At 73.1% G+C, this 25,817-nt stretch carries 21 protein-coding genes and 1 tRNA gene; 7 read left to right on the top strand and 15 right to left on the bottom strand.

Features of this window, described 5'->3' with window-relative positions; genetic code table 11:
• Window positions 1–27 precede the first annotated feature (27 nt).
• Window positions 28–1,797: a penicillin-binding transpeptidase domain-containing protein gene (locus tag AB0P06_RS11650; RefSeq protein WP_363606939.1), complete on the top strand. Its 1,770-nt coding sequence runs from the start codon at window positions 28–30 to the stop codon at window positions 1,795–1,797.
• A 45-nt stretch (window positions 1,798–1,842) separates the two neighbouring features.
• Here the strand turns inward: AB0P06_RS11650 and AB0P06_RS11645 are convergent, their stop codons facing one another.
• The 6 genes from AB0P06_RS11645 to AB0P06_RS11620 form a co-directional block, all read right to left on the bottom strand.
• Window positions 1,843–3,252: a glycosyltransferase 87 family protein gene (locus AB0P06_RS11645; RefSeq protein ID WP_363606937.1), complete on the bottom strand. Its 1,410-nt coding sequence runs from the start codon at window positions 3,250–3,252 to the stop codon at window positions 1,843–1,845.
• Window positions 3,253–3,389: 137 nt separating this feature from the next.
• Window positions 3,390–4,877, bottom strand: a complete 1,488-nt coding sequence (locus AB0P06_RS11640) for an amino acid permease (RefSeq protein WP_363606935.1) — start codon at window positions 4,875–4,877, stop codon at window positions 3,390–3,392.
• A gap of 249 nt (window positions 4,878–5,126) precedes the next feature.
• The gene (locus tag AB0P06_RS11635; RefSeq protein WP_363606933.1) at window positions 5,127–6,644 is read right to left on the bottom strand and encodes a penicillin-binding transpeptidase domain-containing protein; all 1,518 of its coding nucleotides are present in this window, start codon (window positions 6,642–6,644) and stop codon (window positions 5,127–5,129) included.
• Window positions 6,644–7,990 (bottom strand): FtsW/RodA/SpoVE family cell cycle protein, encoded by a 1,347-nt coding sequence (locus tag AB0P06_RS11630; protein ID WP_363607023.1) that lies wholly within the window; start codon window positions 7,988–7,990, stop codon window positions 6,644–6,646. Before AB0P06_RS11630 ends, AB0P06_RS11635 begins: the two co-directional genes overlap by 1 nt.
• Before the next feature lie 123 nt (window positions 7,991–8,113).
• A complete protein-coding gene (locus AB0P06_RS11625) occupies window positions 8,114–8,698 on the bottom strand; it encodes a DUF1269 domain-containing protein (RefSeq protein ID WP_363606932.1) in 585 nt (194 codons plus the stop codon).
• 152 nt (window positions 8,699–8,850) lie between these two features.
• Window positions 8,851–8,985 carry a hypothetical protein gene (locus AB0P06_RS11620; protein ID WP_363606931.1) on the bottom strand — a complete coding sequence of 45 codons (135 nt, stop codon included), beginning with the start codon at window positions 8,983–8,985 and terminating at the stop codon, window positions 8,851–8,853.
• A 154-nt stretch (window positions 8,986–9,139) separates the two neighbouring features.
• On the opposite strand from AB0P06_RS11620, the gene AB0P06_RS11615 reads away from it, so the two are divergent.
• Both AB0P06_RS11615 and AB0P06_RS11610 read left to right on the top strand, forming a co-directional pair.
• Window positions 9,140–10,456 carry a VWA domain-containing protein gene (locus AB0P06_RS11615; protein WP_363606930.1) on the top strand — a complete coding sequence of 439 codons (1,317 nt, stop codon included), beginning with the start codon at window positions 9,140–9,142 and terminating at the stop codon, window positions 10,454–10,456.
• Between the two features lie 2 nt (window positions 10,457–10,458).
• The gene (locus tag AB0P06_RS11610; protein WP_363606929.1) at window positions 10,459–11,349 is read left to right on the top strand and encodes a peptidase; all 891 of its coding nucleotides are present in this window, start codon (window positions 10,459–10,461) and stop codon (window positions 11,347–11,349) included.
• 145 nt (window positions 11,350–11,494) lie between these two features.
• Here the strand turns inward: AB0P06_RS11610 and AB0P06_RS11605 are convergent.
• The 8 genes from AB0P06_RS11605 to AB0P06_RS11570 form a co-directional block, all read right to left on the bottom strand.
• Window positions 11,495–11,568, bottom strand: a tRNA-Ala gene (locus tag AB0P06_RS11605).
• A gap of 81 nt (window positions 11,569–11,649) precedes the next feature.
• Entirely contained in the window at window positions 11,650–12,675 is a 1,026-nt protein-coding gene (locus AB0P06_RS11600; RefSeq protein WP_363606928.1) for a hypothetical protein, read from the bottom strand.
• Between the two features lie 150 nt (window positions 12,676–12,825).
• Complete coding sequence (locus AB0P06_RS11595) at window positions 12,826–13,434, bottom strand: GNAT family protein (protein WP_363606927.1); 609 nt, start codon at window positions 13,432–13,434, stop codon at window positions 12,826–12,828.
• A gap of 14 nt (window positions 13,435–13,448) precedes the next feature.
• Entirely contained in the window at window positions 13,449–13,952 is a 504-nt protein-coding gene (locus tag AB0P06_RS11590) for a MogA/MoaB family molybdenum cofactor biosynthesis protein (protein WP_363606925.1), read from the bottom strand.
• Complete coding sequence (gene moaC, locus AB0P06_RS11585) at window positions 13,949–14,389, bottom strand: cyclic pyranopterin monophosphate synthase MoaC (RefSeq protein ID WP_363607022.1); 441 nt, start codon at window positions 14,387–14,389, stop codon at window positions 13,949–13,951. Before moaC ends, AB0P06_RS11590 begins: the two co-directional genes overlap by 4 nt.
• A gap of 175 nt (window positions 14,390–14,564) precedes the next feature.
• Window positions 14,565–15,908: a gephyrin-like molybdotransferase Glp gene (glp, locus tag AB0P06_RS11580; protein WP_363606923.1), complete on the bottom strand. Its 1,344-nt coding sequence runs from the start codon at window positions 15,906–15,908 to the stop codon at window positions 14,565–14,567.
• A 26-nt stretch (window positions 15,909–15,934) separates the two neighbouring features.
• Window positions 15,935–16,855, bottom strand: a complete 921-nt coding sequence (gene galU, locus AB0P06_RS11575) for a UTP--glucose-1-phosphate uridylyltransferase GalU (RefSeq protein WP_363606922.1) — start codon at window positions 16,853–16,855, stop codon at window positions 15,935–15,937.
• Between the two features lie 51 nt (window positions 16,856–16,906).
• Window positions 16,907–17,776 carry a GGDEF domain-containing protein gene (locus tag AB0P06_RS11570; RefSeq protein ID WP_363606920.1) on the bottom strand — a complete coding sequence of 290 codons (870 nt, stop codon included), beginning with the start codon at window positions 17,774–17,776 and terminating at the stop codon, window positions 16,907–16,909.
• A gap of 60 nt (window positions 17,777–17,836) precedes the next feature.
• On the opposite strand from AB0P06_RS11570, the gene AB0P06_RS11565 reads away from it, so the two are divergent.
• Complete coding sequence (locus AB0P06_RS11565; protein WP_363606918.1) at window positions 17,837–18,415, top strand: 5-formyltetrahydrofolate cyclo-ligase; 579 nt, start codon at window positions 17,837–17,839, stop codon at window positions 18,413–18,415.
• A 106-nt stretch (window positions 18,416–18,521) separates the two neighbouring features.
• Here the strand turns inward: AB0P06_RS11565 and AB0P06_RS11560 are convergent, their stop codons facing one another.
• On the bottom strand, window positions 18,522–21,236 hold the full coding sequence (locus AB0P06_RS11560; protein WP_363606916.1) for a penicillin acylase family protein: 2,715 nt from the start codon (window positions 21,234–21,236) through the stop codon (window positions 18,522–18,524).
• A 316-nt stretch (window positions 21,237–21,552) separates the two neighbouring features.
• Here AB0P06_RS11560 and AB0P06_RS11555 point away from each other — a divergent pair, with 316 nt between their 5' ends.
• The 3 genes from AB0P06_RS11555 to AB0P06_RS11545 all read left to right on the top strand — a co-directional run bounded on the left by AB0P06_RS11555 (window position 21,553) and on the right by AB0P06_RS11545 (window position 25,312).
• Window positions 21,553–23,043, top strand: a complete 1,491-nt coding sequence (locus AB0P06_RS11555; RefSeq protein ID WP_363606914.1) for a potassium/proton antiporter — start codon at window positions 21,553–21,555, stop codon at window positions 23,041–23,043.
• Between the two features lie 402 nt (window positions 23,044–23,445).
• The gene (locus AB0P06_RS11550) at window positions 23,446–24,849 is read left to right on the top strand and encodes an MFS transporter (protein ID WP_363607021.1); all 1,404 of its coding nucleotides are present in this window, start codon (window positions 23,446–23,448) and stop codon (window positions 24,847–24,849) included.
• 136 nt (window positions 24,850–24,985) lie between these two features.
• Window positions 24,986–25,312, top strand: a complete 327-nt coding sequence (locus AB0P06_RS11545) for an FmdB family zinc ribbon protein (protein WP_363606913.1) — start codon at window positions 24,986–24,988, stop codon at window positions 25,310–25,312.
• Window positions 25,313–25,817: the final 505 nt, after the last annotated feature.

The raw sequence follows: 25,817 nt of genomic DNA, 5'->3' as shown, positions 1-25,817 counted from the left end.
TCGCCAGACCCCAGGGGGATCAGCACCATGCGCAGAGGCGCGAAGATCGGCATCATCACCGGCGTGTCCGTCGCCATGCTGGCGGGCGGCGGCTACGGGGCGTACAGCCTCATCGGCGGCTCCGACGACGCCGACGCGCCGAAGGCCAAGAAGGCCCGCACCGTGGTCGCCGAGCCGCCCACGGCGGAGCAGGCCTCGGCCGGTGCCAAGGACTTCCTGGACGCCTGGGCCGCCGGTGACATCTCCAAGGCGGCCGGGCTGACCGACGACCCGGCGGCCGCGACCACCGCGCTGAACTCCTTCAAGGACCAGGTCAAGCCGAGCGGGCTGACCCTGACCCCGGCCGGTCCGGCCACCCCGGCCGCCTTCGCGTCCGCCACCGGCACCCCCGCGCCGACCGCCGCCAAGCCCTCCGCCTCCGGCACGCCCTCGGCGACCGGCACCGCGGCGGGCACCGAGTCGCCGTCCGCCGCCGCGGGCCCCGCCGGTGTGCTGATGGGCTTCAAGGCCCGGGCCGAGTTCGAGGGCACCAGCCGGGCCTGGGACTACAACGGCTTCCTCAGTGTCGTGAAGATGAGCGACAACACCCCGGCCGTGCACTGGGCGCCGACGGTGATCCACCCGCACCTGGGCCCGGGCGAGGTGATCGCCACCCAGCCGGTCTTCGCCCCGCCGTCCACCGTGGTGGACCGCAACGGCAAGGCGCTCCAGGGCGCCTCGATCACCCCGGCGCTGCTGAGCGCCCTGCAGGACAGCGCCCGCAAGATCCTCCAGGCCGACCCGACCAAGGACCAGAGCGACGCGGGCAGCGGCGTGGTGATCACCGACGCGGCCGGCAAGGGCGCCTCGGACAAGCTGTTCACCATCGTCGAGCCCAAGCCCGCCAAGCCGTTCAAGGTGACCATCGACAACGCGGCGCAGGCCGCGGCCGAGAAGGCGATGAGCGACCTCGCCGGCAAGTCGGGCTCGATCGTCGCGATCGAGCCGAGCACCGGTCAGGTGCTGGCCTTCGCCAACGCGCCCGCCAGCGGCCAGAACCGGGCCTTCACCGGCCTGCTGGCCCCCGGCTCCACGATGAAGATCCTCACCTCGGCCGCCCTGCTGGAGGCCGGCGTCAACCCCGACACCGTGGTGCCCTGCCCGGCGAAGAGCAGCAACCCGCAGGCGATCCCGAACTCCTTCGAGGACGTCTACCCGAACAACACCCTCAAGCAGGACTTCATGATCTCCTGCAACACCGCCTTCATCAATCAGGGCCTGACCAGCCTCAAGCCGGGCGCCCTCACCTCCACCGCCAAGGACGTCTTCGGCATCGGCCTGGAGTGGAAGACCGGCCTGCCCAACACCGACGGCCGGGTGCCGGACGCGGGCGGCAACAAGGACGAGCAGGCCATGCAGTACATCGGCCAGGGCAAGGTCCAGATGAACCCGCTGGCCATCGCCTCGGTCACGGCCACCGTGCAGAGCGGCGAGTTCAGGCAGCCGATCCTGGTCGCCGACCTGCCCCAGCAGAAGGCCGCCCGCAACCTCTCCCCCGACGCCGCCGGCAAGCTGCGCGACATGATGGCCGCCACCGCCAAGGACGGCACCGCCAAGGCCGCCATGGCCGGGATCTCGGACAACGCGGGCGCCAAGACCGGCTCCGCCGAGGTGGCCGGCATGGCCACCACCAACAGCTGGTTCACCGCCTACCGGGGCAACATCGCCGTCGCCGCCGAGGTCCAGGGCGGCGGCCACGGTGTCGACGCGGCCGGGCCGGCCGTGGCCGCCGTGATCAAGGCGGCCGGCAACCGCTGACGCGGCCCACGGGCCCGTCCGGTCCCCGTCCCGGTCCCGGTGTGCTCAGCTCCGGGGCAGGACGGGATCCGGGCGGGCCAGCAGACAGTTCACCGGGACGGGTCTGCGCCCGCTCAGCCGCCGGGCCGCCAGCCGGGGCCAGATCAGCAGCACCACCGGCAGCGCCAGGTACCCGAAGCGCCCGGCCGGCGCCAGCATGAAGGCGATCGCCAGCCCGCCCGCCAGCAGGTCGGCGGCGGCGATCGCGGAGACCGGCGGCCGGGCCAGCAGCCAGATCGTCACCCCGGCCCCGCCCACCGTCATCAGCGCCAGCGAGACGGTGTGCCCGGTCGGCCCCAGCCCGGCGAGCACCTTGCCGGGCAGCGGGCTGCCCGCCGGGGTGTGGATCGCGGTCAGCCCCAGCGGGAACCGCACCACCTGCTCGCGCAGCGCGTCCGCCCTGGCCAGGACGGACGGGAGGATCACCACCAGGCCCGCGCCGAGCGCGGTGAGCCCGGCCCGGGCGGCCGGCCGCCGCCCGTACAGCCGCCAGAGCAGCAGGACGGCCACCGGCAGCGCCGGCCACGCCGTCCACTTCAGGGTGCAGGCCAGGGCGAGCACCAGCCCGGCGGCGATGGTGCGGTCCCGCTCGGCCAGCGCCATGGCGAGGCAGCAGACCCCGATCAGCGGCAGGTCCACCCCGCCGACCACCAGCGCCAGCGCGATCAGCGGTGAGGCGGTGAGCGCGGCCAGCGGCAGCAGTGGGGCGCGGTCCCGGGACGGCCGCAGCAGCCGCCAGCTGGCCAGCAGGCAGCCCAGGAAGGCCAGCGCGAACCAGATCCGGGCGTCCCCGGCCAGCCGCGCCGCCGGACTGCCGTTGCCGAACAGGGCGCGGGGCATCCCGAACAGCGTCATCGCGGGCAGGTACGGGTCGTAGTCGGTGACCACCGCCGGGTGCGGCAGGTACGGGCTGCCGGTGGTGAGCAGCAGGTGCGCGGAGCGTTCGACCACCATCACCTCGGACTGGTGGCGGCCCTGGAGGGCCAGCAGCACCAGCGGCACCAGGACCGCCCCCAGCAGGGCGGCCACGGCGGCGGCACGGGCGGCGAACCGCCGGGGCAGGACCAGGCAGAACAGCCCGGCGACCGCGTACGCGGGGGCCGCGACGGTGCCCCAGAGCCGCTGGTTGGGCAGGTTCGAGACGAGGGGGAAGGCGGCGGCCCACCCCGCGGCGATCGCGCAGCCGAGCACCTGGACGCGGCGCAGGGAGGCGAGCCGGGCCGGGTTCAGCCGATCGGGCGGCGGGGCGGGGGCGCTCCCGCCGCGCTGGCGGGGGAACGGTCCGGGGGCCAGGCCGCGGCGCAGGCGTCCGTACCTGACCGACGGTCCGGCCGGTGCGGGCGGGGCCGGCGTGCCGCTACGGCCGGTGAAGCGGCCGCGCGGGCGGGAGGTGCCGGGCGTGCGGGTGCTCACCATGGTGGAAGGTTATGGGTGGGGGTGGCACCCTGTCGCCATGTCGGCGCGGGGTGTGTCCACCGGGACGAAAGGGACCGCCGGGGTGTCATGGCGTCCGGCGGTCCCCTCCTCGTGCCCCTACTCGTGGTTCTGCGGCCTCAGCCGGTCGCGCGGTCGGCGAGGGCGGTCTGCTCCGGCCGGTTCAGCCTGGAGTGCTTGACGCTGTACCCGAAGTACACGACCAGGGCGACGGCCAGGGCGATCGCACCGGCCCGGTAGGTGTCGGCGTGCAGGCCGGTGATCAGGTAGACGCAGAAGCCGACGCTGAGCAGCGGGACGACCGGGTAGCCGGGGACCTTGAAGCCACGCGGCAGGTCCGGCTGGGTACGGCGCAGGATGATCACGCCGATCGAGACGACCGAGAAGGCGATCAGCGTGCCCAGGCTGGTGATGTCGGCCAGGACGCGCAGCGGCACGAAGGCGGCGAGCGCGCCGACGCCGAGGCCGACCACGAGGGTGTTCCAGACCGGGGTGCCGGTGCGCGGGGAGAGCTGGGCGAAGCGCTTCGGCAGCATGCCGTCGCGGCCCATCGAGTACAGGATGCGGGTCTGGCCGTAGATCACCACCAGGGTGATGCTGAAGATCGAGACGATCGCGCCGATCGCGAAGACCACCGCGGGCCAGCTCTGGCCGGTGATGTCCTGCAGGATCTGGGCGAGGCCGGCCTCCTGGCCCTCGAACTTCTGCCAGGGCTGGGCGCCGATGCCGGCCAGGGCGACCAGGATGTACAGCAGGGTGACCACGACCAGCGAGATGATGATCGCCAACGGCAGGGTGCGGCGCGGGTTCTTGACCTCCTCACCGGCGGTGGACACGGCGTCCAGGCCGATGAACGAGAAGAAGATGCTGGAGGCCGCGACCTGGACGCCGCCGATGCCCAGCGGCATGAACGGGGTCAGGTTGCCGGAGTGGAAGCCGGTCAGGCCGATCCCGACGAAGAGCAGCAGGATGAGGATCTTGATGCCCACCATGGCCGCGTTGACCTTCACCGACTCGCTGACGCCGCGCACCAGCAGGAGGCAGACCATCGCGACCAGGATGAGCGCCGGCAGGTTGAACCAGTGGCCGCCGCCGGGCGCGCCGGACAACTGGGCGGGGATCTGCCAGCCGACGGTCAGGTCGAGGAACTTGTTCAGGTACTCGGCCCAGCTCACCGCGATGGCGGAGGCGGAGACGCCGTACTCCATCAGCAGGCAGATGCCGACGCCGAACGCGACGCCCTCGCCGAGAGTGGCATAGGCGTACGAGTACGAGGAGCCGGAGACCGGGATCGCGGAGGCCATCTCGGCGTAGCAGAGCGCGGTCAGGCCCGCGGTGACCGCGGCGATCACGAAGGACAGGATGACGGCCGGGCCGGCCGACGGAACGGCCGTGCTGAGCACGAAGAAGATGCCGGTGCCGATGGTGGCGCCGATGCCGATCGAGGACAGCTGCCAGAGGCCGATGGAACGCCGCAGGTGGATGCCGGAGCGTCCGCCCTCCTCGGGCGCACCGGCGGGGAGGGCGTCCCGGCCCTCGCTCTCGGCGATCAGGGTGGCGACGGGCTTGCGTCGCAGAAGACGCGCGCCAAGGGTGTTGCTGGTCAAAACGCGGATCCTTCTAGGCGGGGGAGGGTGTCCTAGGAGCCGGTCACTCGATCTGCCGTGGGGTGACATCAGGGACCAACCGAACAAAGATGGGACAGTACCCCCCGAAAGCACCAGTGTCGCAAACGAACAGTCTCGTCGCGCGCATTGGACGAATCGTCGTGCCAGACTGTACAAACCGGACACTTCGCAGACGGCGGATCTGCCACCGAGCAGCTAAGCGGCAGGTCGGCCGGGGTGCGAAGGCCCTCAGCCGGCCAGGACGGCCTGCATCACCGAGCGGGCGATCGGCGCCGCGAGTCCGCCGCCGGTGACATCGGTGGCGTCACTGTCCGCGATCACCACGGCGACCGCCACCGGCGCCACCTGGTCCGAGCCGGCCGGCCTGGCCCAGGAGATGAACCAGGCGTACGGCGTCCCGCTGTTGTCCACCCCGTGCTGGGCGGTACCGGTCTTGCCGCCGACCACCGCCCCGGCGATCCGGGCGTTGCGCCCGGTGCCGTTCTCCACCACGTCGGTCATCAGCCGCTGCACCTGCGCGGCCACCGCCGGGCTCATCGCCTGCTTGTACCGGGTGGGCCGGCTCAGCCGCACCGTGGTGCCGTCGTTCCTGGTCAGTTTCTCCACAAGCTGTGGACGCATCACCGTGCCGTTGTCGGCGACCCCGGCCGCGACCATCGCCATCACCAGCGGGGTGGCCGCGGTGTCGAACTGGCCGATGGCGGAGAGCGCGACCTGGGACTGGTTCATCTCGGTGTCGAAGTTGGAGCGGGCCGACCGGACCGGGATGTCCAGCCTGGGGTCGTTGAAGCCGAAGTTCTCGGCCATCGCCGTCATCCGGTCCAGGCCGGTCGACACCCCGAGGTGGCCCAGCACGCTGTTGCAGCTGTAGACCATCGCGGTGTCCAGCGACAGCCCGGCCCGGTCGCACGCCGAGGTGTCGTTGACCAGCGGGGTGGTGGTGCCCGGCAGGACGTACGGGTAGGGCGTGTCGGTCGGCGCGTCGATGTCGGTGACCACCCCGTTCGCCAGCGCGGCCGCCGCCGTGACCACCTTGAAGGTCGACCCGGGCGGGTAGGTCTGGCGCAGCGCCCGGTTGAGCATCGGCTGGTCGGTGTCGGCCTGGAGCCGGTTCCAGGCCACCTGGTCGGCGGCGGTGGAGCCGGCGAAGCTCCCCGGGTCGTACGAGGGGGTGCTGGCCAGGGCCAGGATCCGGCCGGTGGCGGGCTCGATCGCGGCGACCGCGCCCTTCTGGCTGCCGAGGCCGCGCATCGCGGCCTCCTGGGCGGCCCGGTTGATGGTCGTGTAGACGTCCCCGCCCGGGTTCTGCCGGCGCGCGACGGCGTCCCAGACCGCCCAGCTCGCCAGCCGGCCGTCGGTGCCGGAGAGCAGGTCGTCCTCGGTCCCCTCCAGCTGGGTGTTGCCGTACGCCTGCGAGGAGTACCCGGTGACGGCCGCGTACAGCGGGCCGTCGGTGTAGGTGCGCTTGTAGTCGTAGCGGCCGCCGGTGGGCGTGGAGCCGGTGACGGTGTCGGAGCCGACCAGGATGTTGCCGCGCGGCTGGGAGTAGCGCTCGATGGTGAGCCGCTGGTTGGCGGCGTTGTGGTCGAGTTCGTCGGCCCGGAACACCTGGATCCGGGTGGCCTGGGCGCAGAGCGCCACGATCAGCAGCAGGCAGAAGGTGCCCGCCCGGCGGCCGGTGACGGAGATCCCCGGCAGGCCCTGGGGCCCGTTCCCGGCGCTCTTCGGACGGGTGCGACCGGACATCAAACCTCCTCCGGGGCCGGGCGGCGGGCGATGTCGCTCATCCGCACCAGCAGGGCGACGATGATCCAGTTGGTGACCACCGAGGAGCCGCCCTGGGCGACGAACGGCAGGGTCATCCCGGTCAGCGGGATGAGGTCGAGCACCCCGCCGGCCACCACGAACACCTGGAGGCCGACGATCGCGGCCAGCCCGATCGCCAGCAGCCGCCCGAACGGGTCGCGCAGCGCGATGCCGGTGCGGAAGCCCCGGGAGACCAGCAGCGCGTACAGCAGGAACACCGCGATCAGACCGGTCAGCCCCAGTTCCTCGCCGATGGTGGCGAGGATGAAGTCGGACTTGGCGGCGAAGCCGATCAGGACGGAGTGCCCGTTGCCGAGGCCGGTGCCCAGTTCGCCGCCCCAGGCGAACGCGAACAGCGACTGGGCGATCTGGTTGGCGCCCCGCCCCGCGGTGATCGAGCCGAGCGGGTCCAGCCAGTCGGCGACCCGGCTGTGCACGTGCGGCGAGAGCCAGCCGACCCCGACCGCCGCCACCGCGGCCAGGAACAGCCCGATGGCGATCCACCCGCTGCGCGCGGTGGCCACGTACAGCATCACCACGAAGAGGCCGAAGAAGAGCAGCGAGGTGCCGAGGTCGGTCTCCAGCACGAGGATGCCGACGAAGGCCGCCCAGATCAGCAGGACCGGTCCGAGCACCCGTCCGGGCGGCAGCCGGAACCTCCACACCCGGCGGCCGGTGAGCGCCAGCGCGTCCCGGTGCACCGCCAGGTAGGCGGCGAAGAAGACCGCCAGCAGGATCTTGGCGAACTCCCCCGGCTGGAAGGAGAGCGGTCCGACGGTGATCCAGATCCGCGAGCCGTACACCGGTGGGAAGAAGATCGGCAGTACCAGCAGCACCAGGGCCACCAGCGCCCCGATGTACGCGTAGCGCTGCAGCCGTCTGTGGTCGCGCAGCAGCAGCACCACCGCGATGAACAGCGCCACCCCGAGCGTCGACCAGAGCAGTTGGGTGGGCGCCGCGCCGGCGCCGGGGGTGGCCCGGTCGAGGCGGTAGATGACGACCAGTCCGATCCCGTTGAGCAGGACGGCGATCGGCAGCAGCAGCGGATCCGCGTACGGCGCCCGTCGGCGGACCACGACGTGCGCCAGCAGGGCGAGCACGCCGAGCGCGGCGCCGTACTCGCCCGCGTCGGCGGGCACCGTGCCGTCGATGTTGACCCCGACCTCGGCGTAGCCGAAGACGGCGATCAGTACGGCGGCCAGGACCAGCGCGAGTTCGGTGGTGCGCCGGGTCCGCGCCGTCCGGCGCGGCCGGCCGGCGGTTCTCGTCGCGGCGGAGGGTGTCACCACGGACCGTCCTGCGTAGGGGTGTCCTGCGGGGGTGTTTCTGCCGGGATGGCGATCGGGGCGGACGGGCGGCGGGCCCGTCCGCCCCGACGTGAGCGGCTGGTCAGGTCAGGCCGGTACGGCTCAGGCGGACGCCGGCGCGGGCGGGGCGGGCGGCGCGGCGGGTGCGGGCGGCGCGGCCGGGGCGGGCGGCGCGGCCGGGGCGGCGGGGGCGGCGGCCGCCCGGGACGCCTCGACGGTCGCCTTCAGCTCGGCCTCCGCGGCGGCCGAGAGCGAGGTCTGGATGATCTGGCCGCCGTACCGGGCCAGCGCCGGAACGACCTTGTCCGCGGTGGCCTTGCGGACCAGCAGGAACACCGCGGCGGTGCCCGGCTGGAGGTGCCGTCCGACCTCGCGCATGAAGTCGTCGTCGACCCCGATGTCGGTGGAGGCGCCGACCGCCGCTCCGGCGGCGCCGCCGACCGCCGCGCCGAGGAACGGCATGAAGAACAGCAGGCCGATGACGCCGCCCCAGAGCGCGCCCGAGGCCGCGCCCGCTCCGGTGGTACTGACCTGCTGGTGCAGCTTGATCCTGCCGTCGTCGCGGCGCTCCACCACGACCGCGTCCTCCAGGTCGATCAGCTTCTGCGTCTGCAGCCCGACCGCTTCGTCGCGCACCGCCCGGGCGGTGGCCAGATCCGGGTAGGCGATCGCGAAGAGGTTGCTCACGTGCTGATCCTTCCAATCAGTCGGACATGCCGGCCGGGTCCGGACGCCGGTGCGGCGGCGCCCATGCCCTGTTCTGCACCCTAACGAGTGCTATCCCCATGTATCGGCTCTTCCGTCCGGTGTGTCCTGTTATTGGCGGCGCCCCGCCATGCTCACTCCGGGCGGCGCCCCGCCAGGGCCAGCAGCCCGGCGGCCAGCAGCAGTTCGGCCCACGGGTAGCCGAGCCGCCCGGTCCGGACCGCGGCGACCAGCCCGCGCACCGCCGAGTTCGCGGGCGAGGCGGCCACCACAGAAGGTCGGCCAGCCCCGGCAGGACCGGCGTGAAGCTCCGCGCCGGGCGCTCGATCTCCCATCGGCGAGCGGGAGTTCACGCCGGATCCGCACCACACGCGCACCTCCCCTCGTTGGCCATGGCGAACTGATGATCCCTAGGATCGGCGGGTGACTACCGGACGACGACCGAAGGCCAGGCTCGGCAGCCTGCTGGCCGCCCTGGCGATAACAGGCGGTGCGCTGCTCAGCGGCCTGCCCGCCCATGCCGACGAACCATCAGCCGGCTCCGCCGGCAAGGAAGCCCCCCGGGTCGACCTCGTGCTGGACGTCAGCGGCTCCATGCGGACCGCCGACATCCAGGGCAAGAGCCGCATCGCGGTGGCCCAGCAGTCCCTGAACGAGGTGATCGACGCGCTGCCCGCGGAGACCGAGTTCGGCATCCGCACCCTCGGCGCCAACTACCCCGGCGACGACAAGAACCAGGGCTGCCAGGACAGCAAGCAGCTCTTCCCGGTCGGCAAGACCAACAAGGTCGAGGCCAAGACCGCCGTCGCCACCCTGCGCCCGACCGGCTGGACCCCGATCGGCCTGGCCCTGCGCGGCGCCGCCCAGGACCTCGGCAAGGGCGAGACCACCCGCCGGGTGGTGCTGATCACCGACGGCGAGGACACCTGCACCCCGCCCGACCCCTGCGACGTCGCCCGCGAACTCGCCGCCCAGGGCATCCACCTGGTGGTGGACACCCTCGGTCTGGCCCACGACGACAAGACCCGCCAGCAGCTGCTCTGCATCGCCAACGCCACCGGCGGCACCTACACCGACGTCCGCACCCAGGAGCAGCTCACCGACAAGGTGAAGCAACTGGTCGACCGCTCCAACGACACCTACACCGTGACGCCCACCAAGACGGCGGGCACCGACAAGTGCGAGAACGCCCCGGTGCTCTCCCCCGGCGTCTACAGCGACCGGGAGAAGTTCTCCGAGCACCGCGTCTACCGCGTCCCGGTGAAGGCCGGCCAGGAGCTGCGCGCCTCGGTCAGCGTCTCGCTCGACCGCGCGGTCGCCCGTGACTACGGCGTCCTCCTCCAGGCCACCAGCACGGCCGGGCAGGAACTGGTCCGCGGCACCGACGCCGGCAACGGCCGGACGGACGTCATCTCCACCGGCCTGCGCTGGTCCACCAACGACTCCAAGGGCTACGTCACCGCGTCGCCGTCCAGCTCCGCGAGCGCCAAGCCGGAGACCACCGTCTGCCTGGTCGTCAGCAACTCGCTCGCGGCCCAGCCCGGCGTCCAGGCCGACCCCGGCATGCCGCTGGAGCTGACGGTCGACCTGGCCAGTGCCTCGTCCGCCCCGGACGGCCCGGCGATGGGTCTCGGCCGCGGCTGGATCCTGCTGCTGGTGCTCACCCTCGCCGGTCTGCTGGCCGGCCTGGTGTTCGGCTGGATCGCACGCTGGCGGATCGCTGTCTGGCGGGAGAACTGACCATGCCCATCTCGACACTTCGCGGCGCCTTCCGCGGCGCGCTCGCCGCGCTCGCCCTGTTCCCGGCCCTCGCGGTCGCGGCCCCGGCCGCCTCCGCCGCCTCGCCGTCCCCCTCGGCGAGCGAGAGCGGGACGCCGGCCCCGGCCACCAAGGCGGGGACGTCCTTCCTGACCGCCATCAACCTCGCCCCCGGCCAGGACGCCAACGTGGCCGCCTCCACCGGCGACTACCTGTACTGGGCGTTCGGCGCCTCCGAGGGCCAGACCGCGACGGTCGGCCTGACCGTCAACCTGGCCCCCACGCCCGACCGGCACGGGCCGCAGACCTGGAGCGTCGAGGTGTTCGACGGGCTGCGCCGCCGCCAGTCCTGCACCGCCGGCACCCAGAACGCCACCGGTGAGACGACCACCACCTCGCTCGCCCTGAGCTGCACCCTGCGCGAGGTCCGCTCCTGGGCCGAGCCGTGGTCCGGCGACCCGCTGCCGGGCACCTACTACGTCCGGCTCTCGCTCTCCGACGCCCCGCAGCCGGACCTCGGCCTCGCCGCCTCGGTCCAGCTGCACGTCAGCGCCAAGGGCGACGCGGACAACGCCCAGCCCGAGGGCGGCGAGCTGAAGGCCCCGCTGGTGCCCCCGGTCGGTGGCGGCGCCGCCACCGCCAAGGCCGCCGCACCGGAGGAGCCCGAGGAGCACTGGTACACCGGCTGGTTCTCCGGCTGGAACAGCCGCTGGTTCTGGACCGTCGGCGGCGGCATCCTGGCCGCCCTGGCGGGCGTCGCGGGCTACACCCTCACCCGCCACCCGCGCGGGTACCGCCCCGCCCGCTACGGGGCCGTCCCGCCCCAGTCCGGCGCCCCGCAGCCGGACCCGTACGCCGGCTCCGGCCGCCCCTGACAGCCCCGCCCCGAGGGCCGGCCGGACCACCTCCGGCCGGCCCTCGGCCGTCCCGCCCCAGCTGACCCCGGGTCACCCACCGCCGCACCCCAGACAACGCAGAAGTCCCGCCCGATCTGATGATCGGACGGGACTTCTTGTTGGGTGGAGCTGAGGGGATTCGAACCCCTGACCCCCTCGATGCGAACGAGGTGCGCTACCGGACTGCGCCACAGCCCCAACGAGAAGAAACTCTAGCACCTTTCGGAGGGGGTCCGTGACCACCCCCCTGGACGCGCTCCTGGTCGGGGGCGGGGCGGCTCACTCGTTGGCGGCGCGGGGGCGGGTCTCGGGGGCGGGGGCCTCGGCGTACTGGTCGAACAGCGGGGTGTTGTTGCGGGACTCCGCCGGGCGGCCGGCGGTCCAGGTTCCGGGGGCCGACAGGTCGAGGCCACGGCTGACCCGGGGAGCCACCGGGGCGGTGACATAGGTCGGCAGCGGGACGGGCACCGGCTCCCACGAGTCCGGACCGGCCGCACCGCGTTCGCGCATGCCGTCCACCCACTCCTCGTGCTCGGTCGCCTCCGCCAGGGCCGAGGCCGAGCCGGACGGACGCGCCTCCGCCGGGACCTGGTCGGCCTCGGTGGCGAGCCGCAGGTGCGAACGGCCGCGCCCGGCCCGGCCCTCGGGGGCGGGTACGGGCGCCGGGGCGGGCGCCTCGGCGCCCTCGGTCTGCCGGGCCTCGGCGCGCTGCCGCTCGCGCTTGCGCAGCCGCTCGGCGGCCTGGGCGGCCCGGGCCCGGTCGAGCTTCACCTCGTACCGCTGGCGCTCCAGCTTGCGCAGGTGGCCGATGTAGAGGGTGAGGAGGATCGCCGGCACGGCCGGGACCCAGAGGAAGGCGAGACCGGCCACCGCCGCGACGACCGCGCCGAGGGCGAAGGCCATGAAGAGGACGGTGACCATCCGGCGCCGGCGGGCCAGCAGCCGCGCCCGGCGCTCGGCGGCCTGGGCGGGCGGGCGCTCGGACGCCGGCTCCGCCGCGGGTTTCTCCTCGGCCCTCTCCTCGGTCCTTCCGTCGGCCCCGCTTCCGGGATCGCTGGAGGCGGCCTCGTCCCGTACGGGAGGACCGTCGTCATTGCTCTGCTCGTCGTCACGCGGTTCGTCGCCCAGGGTCCGGGACGCCCGCCGCTCCAGCGCCGAACGCCCGGCCAGCAGGCGGATGGCGGTGCTGAAACGCTCCGTGGGGCGCGCCTCGTTGAGCTCGTCCTGCCTGCGGAGCCACATTGGCACCAGATAGGCGGCCCAGGCCCCTACGATGACGGCGTAGATAAGGCCGCTACTGCTCACGTTTCACACCGTACGGGCGCCGGGGAAGGCCCGGCAGCAATTTGACACGGCGTGTCGTGCGATCAAGCTGATTCTCCGACTATTTTGCCGCTATTTGTGCCTGTCCGTCGCCACGGCGATGCCATATTGATATTTTTTTCGAACATATATTCAATTACCTGACTCACGGCCCGAACTGATCGCCCGCCACCGCTCCAGCATCCCCTCGGGGACCTCCTCGGCGGTGAGCGCGTACACCAGGTGGTCCCGCCAGTCACCGTCGATGTGCAGATAGCGGGGCCGCATTCCCTCCGAACGGAACCCGAGCTTTTCCACCACCCGGCGGCTCGGGCCGTTCTCCGGCCGGATGCAGACCTCGATCCGGTGCAGCCCCAGGGTGCCGAGGCAGTGGTCCACCGAGAGCGCCACGGCGGTCGGCATGATGCCCCGGCCGGCCACCGCCTCGTCGATCCAGTAGCCGACGTTGGCCGAGCACATCGAGCCCCAGGTGATCCCGCCGACGGTCAGCTGGCCGACCAGCTGCCCCTTGTAGAGGACCACGAAGGGCAGCATCCGGCCCGCCGAGGCCTCGCCGCGCAGGAAGCGGACCATCTGCCGGTACGTCGGGCGCGGACCGGCGCTCCGGCCGGCCGCGCCGGGCGGCACGGTGGCCTCCCAGCGCCGCAGCCAGTCCCGGTTGCGGAGGCTGACCTCCTGCCAGTCGCGCTGGTCGCGGGCCCGGATCGGGCGCAGCGTGACCTCCCCCTCGTGGAGCTCCACCGGCCAGCCGGCGTTCAGTGCGCCCTCCCGGCGGCAGGTGTGTCGGGCCGGGGGTGGTCCCCGCCGCCGAGCTGGTCGACGGCGTGCGCGAGCAGCGGCTCCAGGACCACCAGGCCGTCCTTCACACCGCCGGTGGAACCCGGCAGGTTGACGATCAGGGTGCGTCCGGCGAGGCCGGCCAGCCCGCGGGAGAGCGCCGAGGCCGGGACCTTCTCCCGCCCGTACGCCCGGATGGCCTCGGCGATGCCGGGGACCGGCCGGTCGACGACCCGGGCGGTCATCTCGGGGGTGAGGTCGGTGGGCGAGATGCCGGTGCCGCCGGTGGTCAGCACCACGTCGTAGCCGGCCGCGACGGCCTCGCGCAGCACCGCCTCGACCGGTTCGCCGTCCGGGACGACCCGGGGGCCGTCGGCGGTGAAGCCCATCGCGCGCAGGCCGGCCACCAGCAGCGGGCCGCCCCTGTCCTCGTAGACGCCGGCCGAGGCACGGTTGGAGACGGTGACGGCGAGGGCCCTCATTCCGCGGTCTCCGGGGCGAACCAGTCGCCGCTCTTGCCGCCGGTCTTGCCGAGCACCCGGATGTTCTCGATGGCGGCGGCCTTGTCCACGGCCTTGACCATGTCGATCACGGTCAGGCCGGCCACCGCGACGGCGGTCAGCGCCTCCATCTCGACGCCGGTGCGGTCGGCGGTCCGCACGGTGGCGGTGATCTCGACCGCCTCGTCGGTGACCGTGAGGTCCACCTGGACGCCGGAGACCGCGATCGGGTGGCAGAGCGGGATCAGTTCCGGGGTCTTCTTGGCGCCCATGATCCCGGCGATCCGGGCCACCGCGAGCGCGTCGCCCTTGGGGACGCCCTCGCCGCGCAGCAGCTCGACCACCCGGGGGGCGACCCGGACCCGGCCGGCGGCGACGGCGGTGCGCACGGTGACCGTCTTCTCGGAGACGTCGACCATCCGGGCCGCGCCCTGGTCGTCGACGTGGGTGAGGCGGTCGCCGGGGGGTGAGGTGGTCACGGGTGGCTCCAGGGGGACGCGCAGGTCGAATACCGCGCTACGGTACCCCTCCCCCAGGCCGGTGCGTGGGACGGGCCATGCCGGTGCGCGGGACGGCCCGGGGCAGGTGGGAGGCTCAGCCGCCCAGCAGCACGACGTCGACCTCGCTGCCGGCCGGCAGCTCGACGGCGTCCTCCTCCACGGTGATCAGGCAGTCCGCCCTGGCCAGCGCGCCGACCAGGTGCGATCCCGCCCCGCCGACCGGCTCGACCATGCCGTCGGCGGCCGAGTAGCGGCCGCGCAGGAACTGCCGCCGCCCGGCGGGTGAGCGCAGTGTCACCGGGCAGACGGCCCGGACCACCGGGCGGTGCACGTCGGCGGCGCCGAGCATGGTGCGGATCACCGGGCGGACGAACAGCTCGAAGGAGATGTACGCGCTGACCGGGTTGCCGGGCAGGGCGAGCAGCGGCACGCCGGCCCCGGCGCCGATCCGGCCGAAGCCCTGCGGCTTGCCGGGCTGCATCCGCAGCCGGCGGAAGTCGACCCCGCCGTAGGACTCGAAGACCTCCTTGACCACGTCGTACGCGCCGACGCTGACGCCGCCGCTGGTGACGATGAGGTCGGCCCGGCCGAGCTGGTCCTCCAGGACGGCGCGCAGCAGGGCCGCGTCGTCCGGCACACCGCCGACCCGGTAGGCGATGGCTCCGGCGTCCCGGGCGGCGGCGGTGAGGGTGAAGCTGTTGGAGTCGGGGATCTGGCCGGGTCCGACCGGCTCGCCGGGCTGGACCAGCTCGCTGCCGGTGGAGAGCACCACGACCCGGGGCCGGGGGCGGACCTTCACGGTGGCCCGGCCGATCGCGGCGAGCAGGCCGAGCTGGGCGGGACCGAGCCGGGTGCCCGCGTCCAGGACGCGCGCACCGGTGGCGACGTCGCTGCCGCGGCGGCGGATGTGGGCGCCCTCGGCGACCGGGCGCAGCACCCGGACCTCCTCGTCGGCGACGGGCGCGGTCATCGCGTCGGCGGCGCGGCCGGTGCCGGTGCCGCCGTCGGTCCACTCGACCGGGGCGACGGCCTCGGCGCCGGGCGGCACCGGGGCGCCGGTCATGATCCGGGCGGCCTGTCCGGGGCCGACCCTGGGCAGGGCACCGGCGCCGGCGGCGATGTCGCCGACCACGGTGAGCGCCGAGGGGTACTCGGCGGTGGCGCCCACGGTGTCGGCGGTGCGGACGGCGTAGCCGTCCATCGAGCTGTTGTCGAAGGGCGGCAGGTCGCCGTCGGCGATCACGTCCTCGTCGAGCCGGCAGCCCTGGGCGTCGAGCAGCTGGAGCCCGATCGCGGGCAGCGGGGCGACGGCCGCCAGGACGTCGGCGAGGTGCTCGTCGACCGTCCAGAGCCGGTCCGGGCGGGCGTCCGGTGCCGGGTCCGCGGATTCGTCGCAGCAGGCTGCGGCGGGGCTGGTGCTCTCCGTGGACCCGGTCATCGGCTCACTCACTCTCTGTCGGTGTGTCAGTCCTGCATCTCGGAGGCGACGAACTCACGGAGCCAGGAGCGGAACTCCGGGCCCAGGTCGTCACGCTCGGACGCCAGCCGGACGATGGCGCGCAGGTAGTCCGCGCGGTCGCCGGTGTCGTAGCGACGGCCCTTGAAGAGCACGCCGTGGACCTGGCCGCCGGTCTCCGGGTCACGGGTGGTCAGCTCGCGCAGGGCGTCGGTGAGCTGGATCTCGCCGCCGCGGCCGGGCTCGGTCTCCCGCAGCACGTCGAAGACCGAGGGGTCGAGGACGTAGCGGCCGATGACCGCGTAGTTCGACGGGGCGTCGGCGGTGTCGGGCTTCTCGACCAGGTCGGTCACCTGGAAGACGTCCTCGCCGAAGCCGTTCGCCTTGACGGCCGCGCAGCCGTACAGGTGGATCTGGGCGGGGTCGACCTCCATCAGGGCGACGACCGAGCCGCCGAGCTCCTGCTGGACCTCGATCATGCGGGCGAGCAGCGGGTCGCGCGGGTCGATGAGGTCGTCACCGAGCAGGACGGCGAAGGGCTGGCCGGCGACGTGCTGCTCGGCGACCGAGACGGCGTGGCCGAGGCCCTTGGGGTCGCCCTGGCGGACGTAGTGCATGTTCGCCAGGTCGACGGACTCGCGCACGCGGCGCAGCCGGTCCTGGTCGCCCTTTCGGGCGAGCAGCTCCTCCAGCTCGTAGGCGCGGTCGAAGTGGTCCTCGAGGGCGCGCTTGTTCCGGCCGGTGACCATCAGTATGTCGGACAGCCCGGCGGAGGCCGCCTCCTCGACGACGTACTGGATCGCCGGCTTGTCGACGACGGGCAGCATCTCCTTCGGCGTGGCCTTGGTGGCCGGGAGGAAGCGGGTGCCCAGTCCGGCCGCGGGTACCACGGCCTTGGTTACCGGAATTCGGGTGTTGGTCGTCGTCATGCGTTTACCTTACTAAGGCACGTTTTCGCCTGGCCGAGCGCGGTCGAACGGCTATGGCAGCACGTCGCGGGGCCCGGCCACAGTGGCATGCGTATGGGAAGTGACGGGGGAGGCGAGGGGGTCCCCTCCGACACAGGGCGACAGACTACCGGGCTTTCCCGAACGATCAGGTTCGGTCACGGAGCCGTTGTCCGACCGTGGGGAGACCACTGCGCGCCAGCAGTCGCCGCCCGCCGCGCGGGCCTCGGCGAGGGCCCCGTCGGCGGCTCTGAGCAGGACGGCGGTGTGGGTGCCGTGCTCGGGCAGGACGGCCACCCCGACGGCGGCGGTGAGCCCGTTGCCGTGCGGGGGGCGGCCCTCGCGCGGGCCGGAGGACCAGTCCAGCAGCAGGTGGCGGCGGACCGACCAGACCAGGCGTTCGGCGACCTGTGCGGCGCCCTCGGCCCCGGTGTCCGGCAGGACGATCAGGAACTCCTCCCCGCTGTACCGGCCGAGGGTGTCCGAGCGGCGGATCTCCATGCCGAGGCGCTGGGCGAGGTCCCGCAGTATCGCGTTGGCCCGGCCCCGGCCGTGCTCGGCAATGACCGCGTCGAAGCCCGCGATCTCCAGCAGCAGGACGGCCAGCGGGCGCGGCCCGCCCTGCTGGTCGGTCTGCTCGCCGCGGCGGGCCCGGCCGATCTCCCGGTCCAGGGTGAGCTGGAGGTGCCGGTAGTTCCACACCCCGGTGAGCGGGTCGCAGGAGGCGGTGCGTTCCAGCTCGGCGCAGCGGGCCTCCAGTTCGCCGACCCGTTCGCGCAGCCCGGCCTCGCGGACGGCGGCGGCGCCGTCCCCCCGGCGCAGCCGCAGCCCGAGCACGGTGGTGCCGGCCAGCGCGGGGACGCTGAGCGCGGCCAGGGCCTGGACCAGCAGCGGGGTGGACATCGGGGCGCCTTCCGCGTGTCAGGCTCTGAGCGTCACGGACCCAGAGCTGTGGAGGATCGCATGCACAACGAGAAGAGCGCGCTGAGGACACGGCTGCTGTCCGAGCGGCGTGCCCTGTCACCGCGGGCCCGGGAGGCGGCCGCGGACGCCCTGGCCGGGCACGCCGGGGAGCTGGCCGGGCCGGGTGCCACGGTGGCCGCGTATGTGTCGGTCGGGGCCGAGCCGGGCACCCGGCCGCTGCTGGACGCGCTGCGGGCGCGCGGGGTGCGGGTGCTGCTGCCGGTGCTGCTGGCCGACAACGACCTGGACTGGGCGGAGTACGAGGGGGCGGAGGCGCTCGCGCCGGCCGGGCGCGGGCTGGTGGAGCCGGTCGGCGCCCGGCTCGGCCCGGAGGCCGTCACCGGGGCGTCGCTGGTGCTGCTGCCCGGCCTGGCGGTGGACCGCCGGGGGCTGCGGCTGGGCCGGGGCGGCGGCTCGTACGACCGGGTGCTGGCCCGGCTGGGCCGTGCGGGGGCCCGGCCGCTGCTGGCCGTGCTGCTGTACGAGCACGAGCTGCTGGAGCGGGTGCCGGCCGAACCGCACGATCTGCCGGTGGACGTCGCGCTCACTCCGGCCGGGCCGCACCGGCTGGCGCGGTAGCGGGCGGGTGCCGGGCGAACGGGTGGCCGGGCGGCCGGGTGCCCGGCGGGCCGGAAACGACGGCGGCCCCGCCCGGGGTGGGCGGGGCCGCCGTGGCGGGGCGGGGTCAGCCGGTGGTGAGCACCAGCTTGTTCTTGGTCGCCTTCTCGACCGCGTCCGGCGAGTAGGCCCAGGTCAGCAGCTTGCCCTTGAGCCAGAGGTCGGTCTGGTCGTTGTAGTTGGGGTGGAAGGCGTGCCCGGAGGCGCCGCCGACGTTGACCCACCGCGAGGCGTCGAGGTCGCTCAGGTCGACGACCATCCGCATCGAGGGGATCCAGTCCACCTCGTACCCGGCGGCCGCGTTCCAGCCGGCCGCGTCGACCGCCGCCGAGCCGCCGGAGAGGCGGTACGGGCCGCGGTTGAGCAGCCGGTGGACCGCCCCGGAGGCGAGCGAGGAGTCGTCGGTGCCCAGGGTCTGCTCGCGCAGCGTCAGCTTGTGCAGGCGGCCCCAGCTCCAGGTGGAGACGTCCTTGCTGAGCAGCGCGGTGAGGTCCTGGCGGGCGTTCTTCATCGCCTCGGCGAGCAGGTGGTCGAGGCCCTTCTGCTCGTGGTGCTGCGAGTCGATGTACGTCCACCAGCTGCTGTCGGGCTTCTCCAGCTGCTGGCGCACCACCTCGGTCCAGCGGTCGCCGCCGTCCGGCTGGGCCTTGCCCGGGTCGCGGGTGCCGCACTCGGTGACGATGGGGGCGCTGGTGCCGGTGTCGGGCTTGGTCGGATCCGCCTGCTGACGCACCAGCAGACAGTTGCCCTTGGCCCGCAGGTCGGCCGGGAACTTCTGGCCGAAGGAGAGGCTGAGCAGCTGGCGCCAGACGCCGTTGTAGTAGGCGGCGGCCGCCGAGTCGGCGTCCTGGTGGTAGTTCCAGTCCTTCAGCAGGTCCTGCGCCTCACGCACGTACGGGTCGTCGATCGGCACCTTGAGCAGCAGCGGGACCAGCGTCTTGGCCAGGATGCTGGTGTTGTCGAGCTGCATCTCCTGCATGTCGTCCGGGGAGATCTTGCCGTTGTTCTTGAGCTTGGACTCGATCTGGTCGGTGATCTCCTTGGCCCGGGTGCCGTACTCCCAGTCCTTGGTCAGCAGGTACTTGTACGACGGATCGACCACGGCCTGGTTGGCGGTGACGATGTAGCCGGACGACGGGTTGATGCTGTACGGCAGGGCGCTGAAGGGGACCGAGCCCTTCCACTGGTAGGCCGAGTCCCAGCCGGGCGCCGGGTTGCTGCCGTCGCCCTTGCCGCGGATCGGGATGTTGCCCGGGGCCTGGTAGCCGATGTCCTTGGAGTCGGCGAAGATCAGGTTCTGGGCGGGGACGGCGAAGTCCTTGGCCGCGGCCCGGAACTCCTCCCAGTTCTTGGCGCGGTCCAGCTCGAAGACGGCGTCCATGGTCTTGCCGGGGCTGAGCGCCGTCCACTGCAGGGCGACGCCGTAGCCGCTGGTGGAGCGGTCCGGGGCGGCGCTGCCGTTCGGGGCGTACTTGCCGACGTTCTGCTGCTCGGTGCTCTGGTCGGAGATCAGCGGGGCACCGGTCTGGGTGGTGCGGACGGTGATGGTGCGGTCCTCGCCGCCGGCCACCTTGATGGTCTCCTTGCGCAGCTCGAACTTCACGTCCTTGCCGTCGACCTGGTAGGTGTCCGGGCCGGTGACCTTCTCCAGGAAGAGGTCGGTGACGTCGGCGCCGAGGTTGGTGAAGCCCCAGGCGATGTCCTTGTTGTGGCCGATCACCACGCCCGGCATGCCGGCGAAGGTGAAGCCCGAGACGTCGTACTGGCAGGTCGGCGAGACGGTGCGGCAGTGCAGGCCCATCTGGTACCAGACCGAGGGCAGGCCGGGGCCGAGGTGCGGGTCGTTGGCCAGCAGCGGCTTTCCGGTGGTGGTGTGGGTACCGGCGACCACCCAGGAGTTGGAGCCGATGCCCTGGCCCTGACGGCCGAGCATCTGCGGCATCGCGTCTATCCGGTCGGTGACGTCCTTGAGCATCGCCTTGGTGGCGGCCGCGCCCTGGGCGGTGGTCCCGGCACCGGCCTGGCTGGAGCCGTCGGCCGGGCGGTAGCTGTCGCCGACGACGGTGCCGGTCTTCACGATCGTGCCGTTGCGGGCGTACGGGTACTCCGGGTACAGCTCGGCGATCTTCTCCGGACTGAAGTCCTGGGCGAGCAGCGAGCGGTCGATCTCCTCCTGGAGGTTCCCGGAGAGGTTCCAGGCCATCGCCTTGAGCCAGGCGACCGAGTCGACGGGCGTCCACTGCTCGGGCTTGTAGCCGCTGTTGACGACGCCGAGCAGGGTGTACTCCAGCGAGGCGCTCTGGCCGCCGGGATGCTCGGCGAGCCAGGCGTTGACGCCGTCCGCGTACGCCTGGAGGTTCTTCTTGGTGTCCGCCGAGAGCTGGGTGTCGTACTCCTTCTGCGCCACCTGGCGCCAGCCCATGGTGCGGATGAAGGAGTCGGTCTCGACCTGGCCGTCGCCGAACATCTCGGAGAGCCGGCCGGCGGTGATGTGCCGTCGGACGTCCATCTCCCAGAACCGGTCCTGGGCCTGCACATAGCCCTGGGCGCGGAAGAGGTCCGCGGAGGTGTCGGCGTAGAGCTGCGGGATGCCGTTGGCGTCCCGCTTGACGTCGACCGGCGCGCTCAGGCCCGCCACCTTGACGCTGCCGTCGACCTCCGGGAAGGACGCGCGGACCGCGGCCACCCCCCGGTAGCCGCCGTAGCCGGCGCCGGCCACCAGCAGCATTACCAGCACGATCACGATCAGACGGGCGCGCCGGAACTTCTTCGAGCGGGGCATCTGGGTCCTTGCGGTCCTCGACTGGGGGGCGGGCGGGCGTGTCCAGGGCACTCGGCCATGGCAGGGCACCACATTAGGCCGAGTCGGCTGGCGGGCGTGCACGGGGGACGCTCACCGTGGGATCGGAGGAGGTCAACTGGGAAGCCCCGGACGCCCGATGAAGGCCTGTGTGAGAAGCGAAACTAAAGATATGGCAAAATGTTAGACTGAGTAACGATCCGCAAGGGGAGCATCGACCCTTGCCGGTCGGCTCCCCCTTCGGCCTCACCGCCGTCAGACACCCCGCCCGCCCCCAGCCCGCTCGAGGTGCCCCTGCGTGAATGTCGACCACCTGAACCAGCTGCTCCTCGAGTTCTCCGTGATCCTGCTGGTCGCGGTGGTTGCCGTGCGCATCTCGACCCGATCAGGGCTACCAAGCCTGCTGATCTATCTCGGGATCGGCGTCGCCCTCGGCCAGAACGGCCTCGGCGTCTCCTTCAACAACGCCGCACTGACCCAGGTGCTCGGCTACGCCGCCCTGGTGGTGATCCTGGCCGAGGGCGGTCTCAAGACGAGCTGGCGCGAGGTCAAACCGGTGATGCCGGCGGCCACCGTGCTCGCCACCGTCGGCGTCGGGGTGAGCGTCTTCGTCACCGCCGCGGGCGCGCACTGGCTGGTCGGCCTGGACTGGCGCACCTCCATGCTGCTCGGCGCGATCGTCTCCTCCACCGACGCCGCCGCCGTCTTCTCGGTCCTGCGGATGGTGCCGCTGCCCCACCGGCTGACCGGCCTGCTGGAGGCCGAGTCGGGCTTCAACGACGCGCCCGTGGTCATCCTGGTCGTCGCCTTCGCCACCACCGGCGAGCTGGACTCCTGGTACGTCCTGATCGGCACGATCGCCGCCGAGCTGGCGATCGGCGCGGCGGTCGGCCTCGCGATCGGCAAGCTCGGCGCGTACGGCATCAAGCACGTCGCCCTGCCCTCCTCCGGCCTCTACCCCATCGCCGTCATGGCACTGACCGTGCTCGCCTACGCCGGCGGTGCCCTGCTGCACGGCTCCGGCTTCCTCGCCGTCTACATAAGCGCCGTGATCCTCGGCAACGCCAAACTGCCGCACGGCCCGGCCGTCCGCGGCTTCGCCGACGGCCTGGCGTGGATCGGCCAGATCGGCATGTTCGTGCTGCTCGGCCTGCTCTGCACCCCCGGGACGATGGGCTCCGCCGTGGTGCCCGCGCTGGTGATAGGCACCGTGCTGGTCTTCCTGGCCCGGCCGCTGTCGGTGATGCTCACGCTGACCCCGTTCCGGCTGCCCGGCCGCGAGCAGGCGCTGCTGAGCTGGGCCGGACTGCGCGGGGCGGTGCCCATCGTGCTGGCCACCATCCCGATGGTGGCGGGCACGCCCAGGGCCCAGGACGTGTTCAACATCGTCTTCATCCTGGTCGTGGTCTTCACCCTGCTCCAGGGCCCGACCCTGCCCTGGGTCGCCAAGCGGCTGCGGATCTCCGAGGGCTCGATGGGCCAGGACCTGGGCATCGAGTCCGCGCCGCTGGAGAAGCTGCACGGCCACCTGCTGTCGGTGGCGCTCTCCCCCGCCTCCCGGATGTCCGGCGTGGAGATCGGCGAGCTGCGGCTGCCGGCCGGCGCGGCGGTGACCCTGGTGGTGCGCGAGGGGAACAGCTTCGTGCCCGACAAGGCAACCGTGCTGCGCGGCGGCGACGAGCTGCTGGTGGTCACCACGGACGAGGTCGGCGAGGCGGCGGAGCGGCGGCTGCGGGCCGTGGACAAGGGCGGCAAGCTCGCGGGGTGGCTGAACGGGCGGGGTGACTGAACGGGCGGGTGGCCGGCCGGGCGGTCCCGGGCGGTGGGCGCGGGGGCTTCTCCCCGCGTTCACCGCTGTTCACCGGCCCGGCACCTTCATCCGGCGGGACAGTTTTGGATCTGCCCTGTAAAGTGGGGGTCAGCGCGCTATCTACGCGCGTATACGTATGATGGTTGATACACACCCAGCATCTGCCTGATGCAGAGTTGGCGCGACCGCTCGGCGGCCGCGGCCCGGCCCTCGGCGCACCGCGCCGGCCCGGCCCGGTAACTACCCCGGTCGACGCGCGAGAGGACGACTCTCGGCGCCGTCGGGGCCGTCCCATGTCCCTTCCGCGCTACCAGGCAGCAGGAAGGACCGACCGTGACGGCCCGCCGAACGGTCGACAACACCGCGGACACCCGCGCCGCCCTGGACACCGCGGACGCCCGTACCGCCCCGGACACCGGTGCCGGCGCGCCCGCCCGGATCGGGTACGGCGCGCTGCTGCGCACGCCCGGCGTCTGGACGTTCCTGGCGCCCGCGTTCGCCGCGCGGCTCCCCTACGCGATGCTCAGCCTGGGCATCGTGCTGCTGGTCCTCGACACCCACGGCTCGTACGGCACGGCCGGCAGCGTCGCGGCGGTCTCGGCCGTCGCCCAGGCCCTCATCGGCCCGCAGACCGGCCGGCTGGCCGACCGCTACGGCCAGGCGGCCGTACTGGTCCCGACCGTGCTGGTGCACGCGCTCTCGGTCGGCGCGCTGATCGCGCTGGCGCTCGGCCACGCCCCGGTCTGGAGCCTGTTCCTCGCCGCCGCCCCGGCCGGCGCCAGCGTGCCGCAGGTCGGCGCGATGGTCCGGGCCCGCTGGGTCGCCAAGCTCTCCGCGGACGGCGCGCCCGCCGCCAAGCTGAACACCGCCTTCGCCTTCGAGTCGGTGACGGACGAGTTCACCTTCGTGATCGGTCCGGTGCTGGCCGGCGCCATCGCCACCTCGGTCAGCCCGTCCGCCGGGCTGATCGGCGAGGCCGCGCTGACCGTGGCCGGCGGGCTGGCCTTCGCCGCCCAGCGCCGCACCGCCCCGGCCCGGCACCCGCACCAGCCCGGCGTCCGTCGTGCCTCCGCGCTCGCCTCCCCGGGCGTCCGGCTGCTGGCCGGCGTGTTCCTGGGGGTCGGCTCCGTCTTCGGCGCCATGCAGGTCTCGGTGACCGCCTTCGCCGACTCGGTGGGACGGCACGGGGCCGGTGGCATCGTGTACGGGGTCTTCGCCGGCGGTTCGATGCTGGCCGGTGTGCTGTACGGTCTGGTCGCCTGGCGCAGGGCCGCGAGGCACCGGCTGCTCGCCAGTTACGCGCTGCTGGTGCTCGGCTGCTCGACGCTCTGGGCGATGCCCGACCTGGTCGCGCTGACGGCCGCCGGGCTGGTCTGCGGCCTCGCCATCGCCCCGACGCTGATCACCGGGTACACCCTGGTCGAGACGCTGGTCGCGGACGGCGCCAAGACCGAGGCCTTCACCTGGCTGACCGGTGCCATCGGCCTCGGTCTGGCGACCGGGTCCACGGTGGCCGGGCAGCTGATCGACGGGTGGGGCCCGTCGGCCGGGTTCCTGGTGACGGTGGCCGGTGCCGGGCTGGGCCTGGTGGCGCTGATCGCGTTGCGGCACCTGCTGGTCGCGCCGGGCGTGGCCGGTTCGGCGAACTCGGCGGGCACGCCGGACTCGGCGGGCGCGGTCGGTTCGGTGGACTCGGCGGGCGCGGTCGGTTCGGTGGACTCGCCGGGCGTGGAGGCGTCCGGGCGGACCGCGACGGCGCAGCTGGTGGGCGCGGTCAAGGGCTGAGCCGACCGGTCCGGGCGGTGGTCCGCGGTCGCGCCCCGGCTCATCTCACACCGGAGTCGCTGGACTGATCCAGCGGAATGCCGCATCATTGACCATCGTTAGCACTCATCAGGCGAGAGTGCCAGGAGGAAGACAAGTGCCCACGTACCAGTACCAGTGCACCGAGTGCGGCAACGGCCTGGAGGCGGTGCAGAAGTTCACCGACGAGGCACTGACCACGTGCCCCGACTGCCAGGGGCGGCTCCGCAAGGTCTTCTCGGCCGTGGGCGTGGTCTTCAAGGGCTCGGGCTTCTACCGGACCGACAGCCGTTCGTCCTCCAGCAGTTCGGTGGGCGCCGCTTCGTCGTCCCCGGCGGGGGGCCCGTCCTCGGTGTCGTCCGGCGCGTCGTCCCCGTCGACCGCCGCTTCGAACGGCTCGGCCCCCGCGGCGAGCCCGGCTCCCGCGGCGAAGTCGGCCGGCTGAGGCCGGAGCGGCTCAGGCCGGGTACCGCCGAACCTCTGGCACCCCGGCCGATCCAGGCATTCGAAAGGTCCGTTGACCCGTTTTTTGGCGGAGTCGGCGGGCCTTTCGCATTCCCGTCGCATTCCCGGAAACGGGCAGGCTCACCCGTGTGGGTGTACGAAGTTATCCACAACCCCGGGTTTTCCACAGGATCCGAAAGAGGGGTTCCGTCCGCTGTGGGCGCGGCGCAGAGTGTGGGTCACAAGAGACCGGCCCGGTTGGGGCCGGCGCCCTGCGACCACCGGTGGTGCCCGATGACGACCCCGAGCTTCACGCTCCCCCTCCCCCTCACTCTCCCGCTCTCGTCCCCGCTGCCCCGCGCCCCGCAGTCGGCTCCGGCCCGGAGATACACCGCTCCGCCGCCCGCGCCGGCCGTCCCGCCGCAGCGGGAGGTGCCCCGGTTTCCGCCGATCCGGCGCGGTGCCGGCGGGTGGCACCGGCTGTGGCACCCCGTACGGCGGCGGGG

The sequence above is a fragment of the Kitasatospora sp. NPDC088351 genome (genome assembly GCF_040685575.1).
Classification (GTDB): domain Bacteria; phylum Actinomycetota; class Actinomycetes; order Streptomycetales; family Streptomycetaceae; genus Kitasatospora.
Note: the sequence above shows the minus strand (reverse complement) of the source record. Positions and strands in the feature narration are given on the sequence as shown.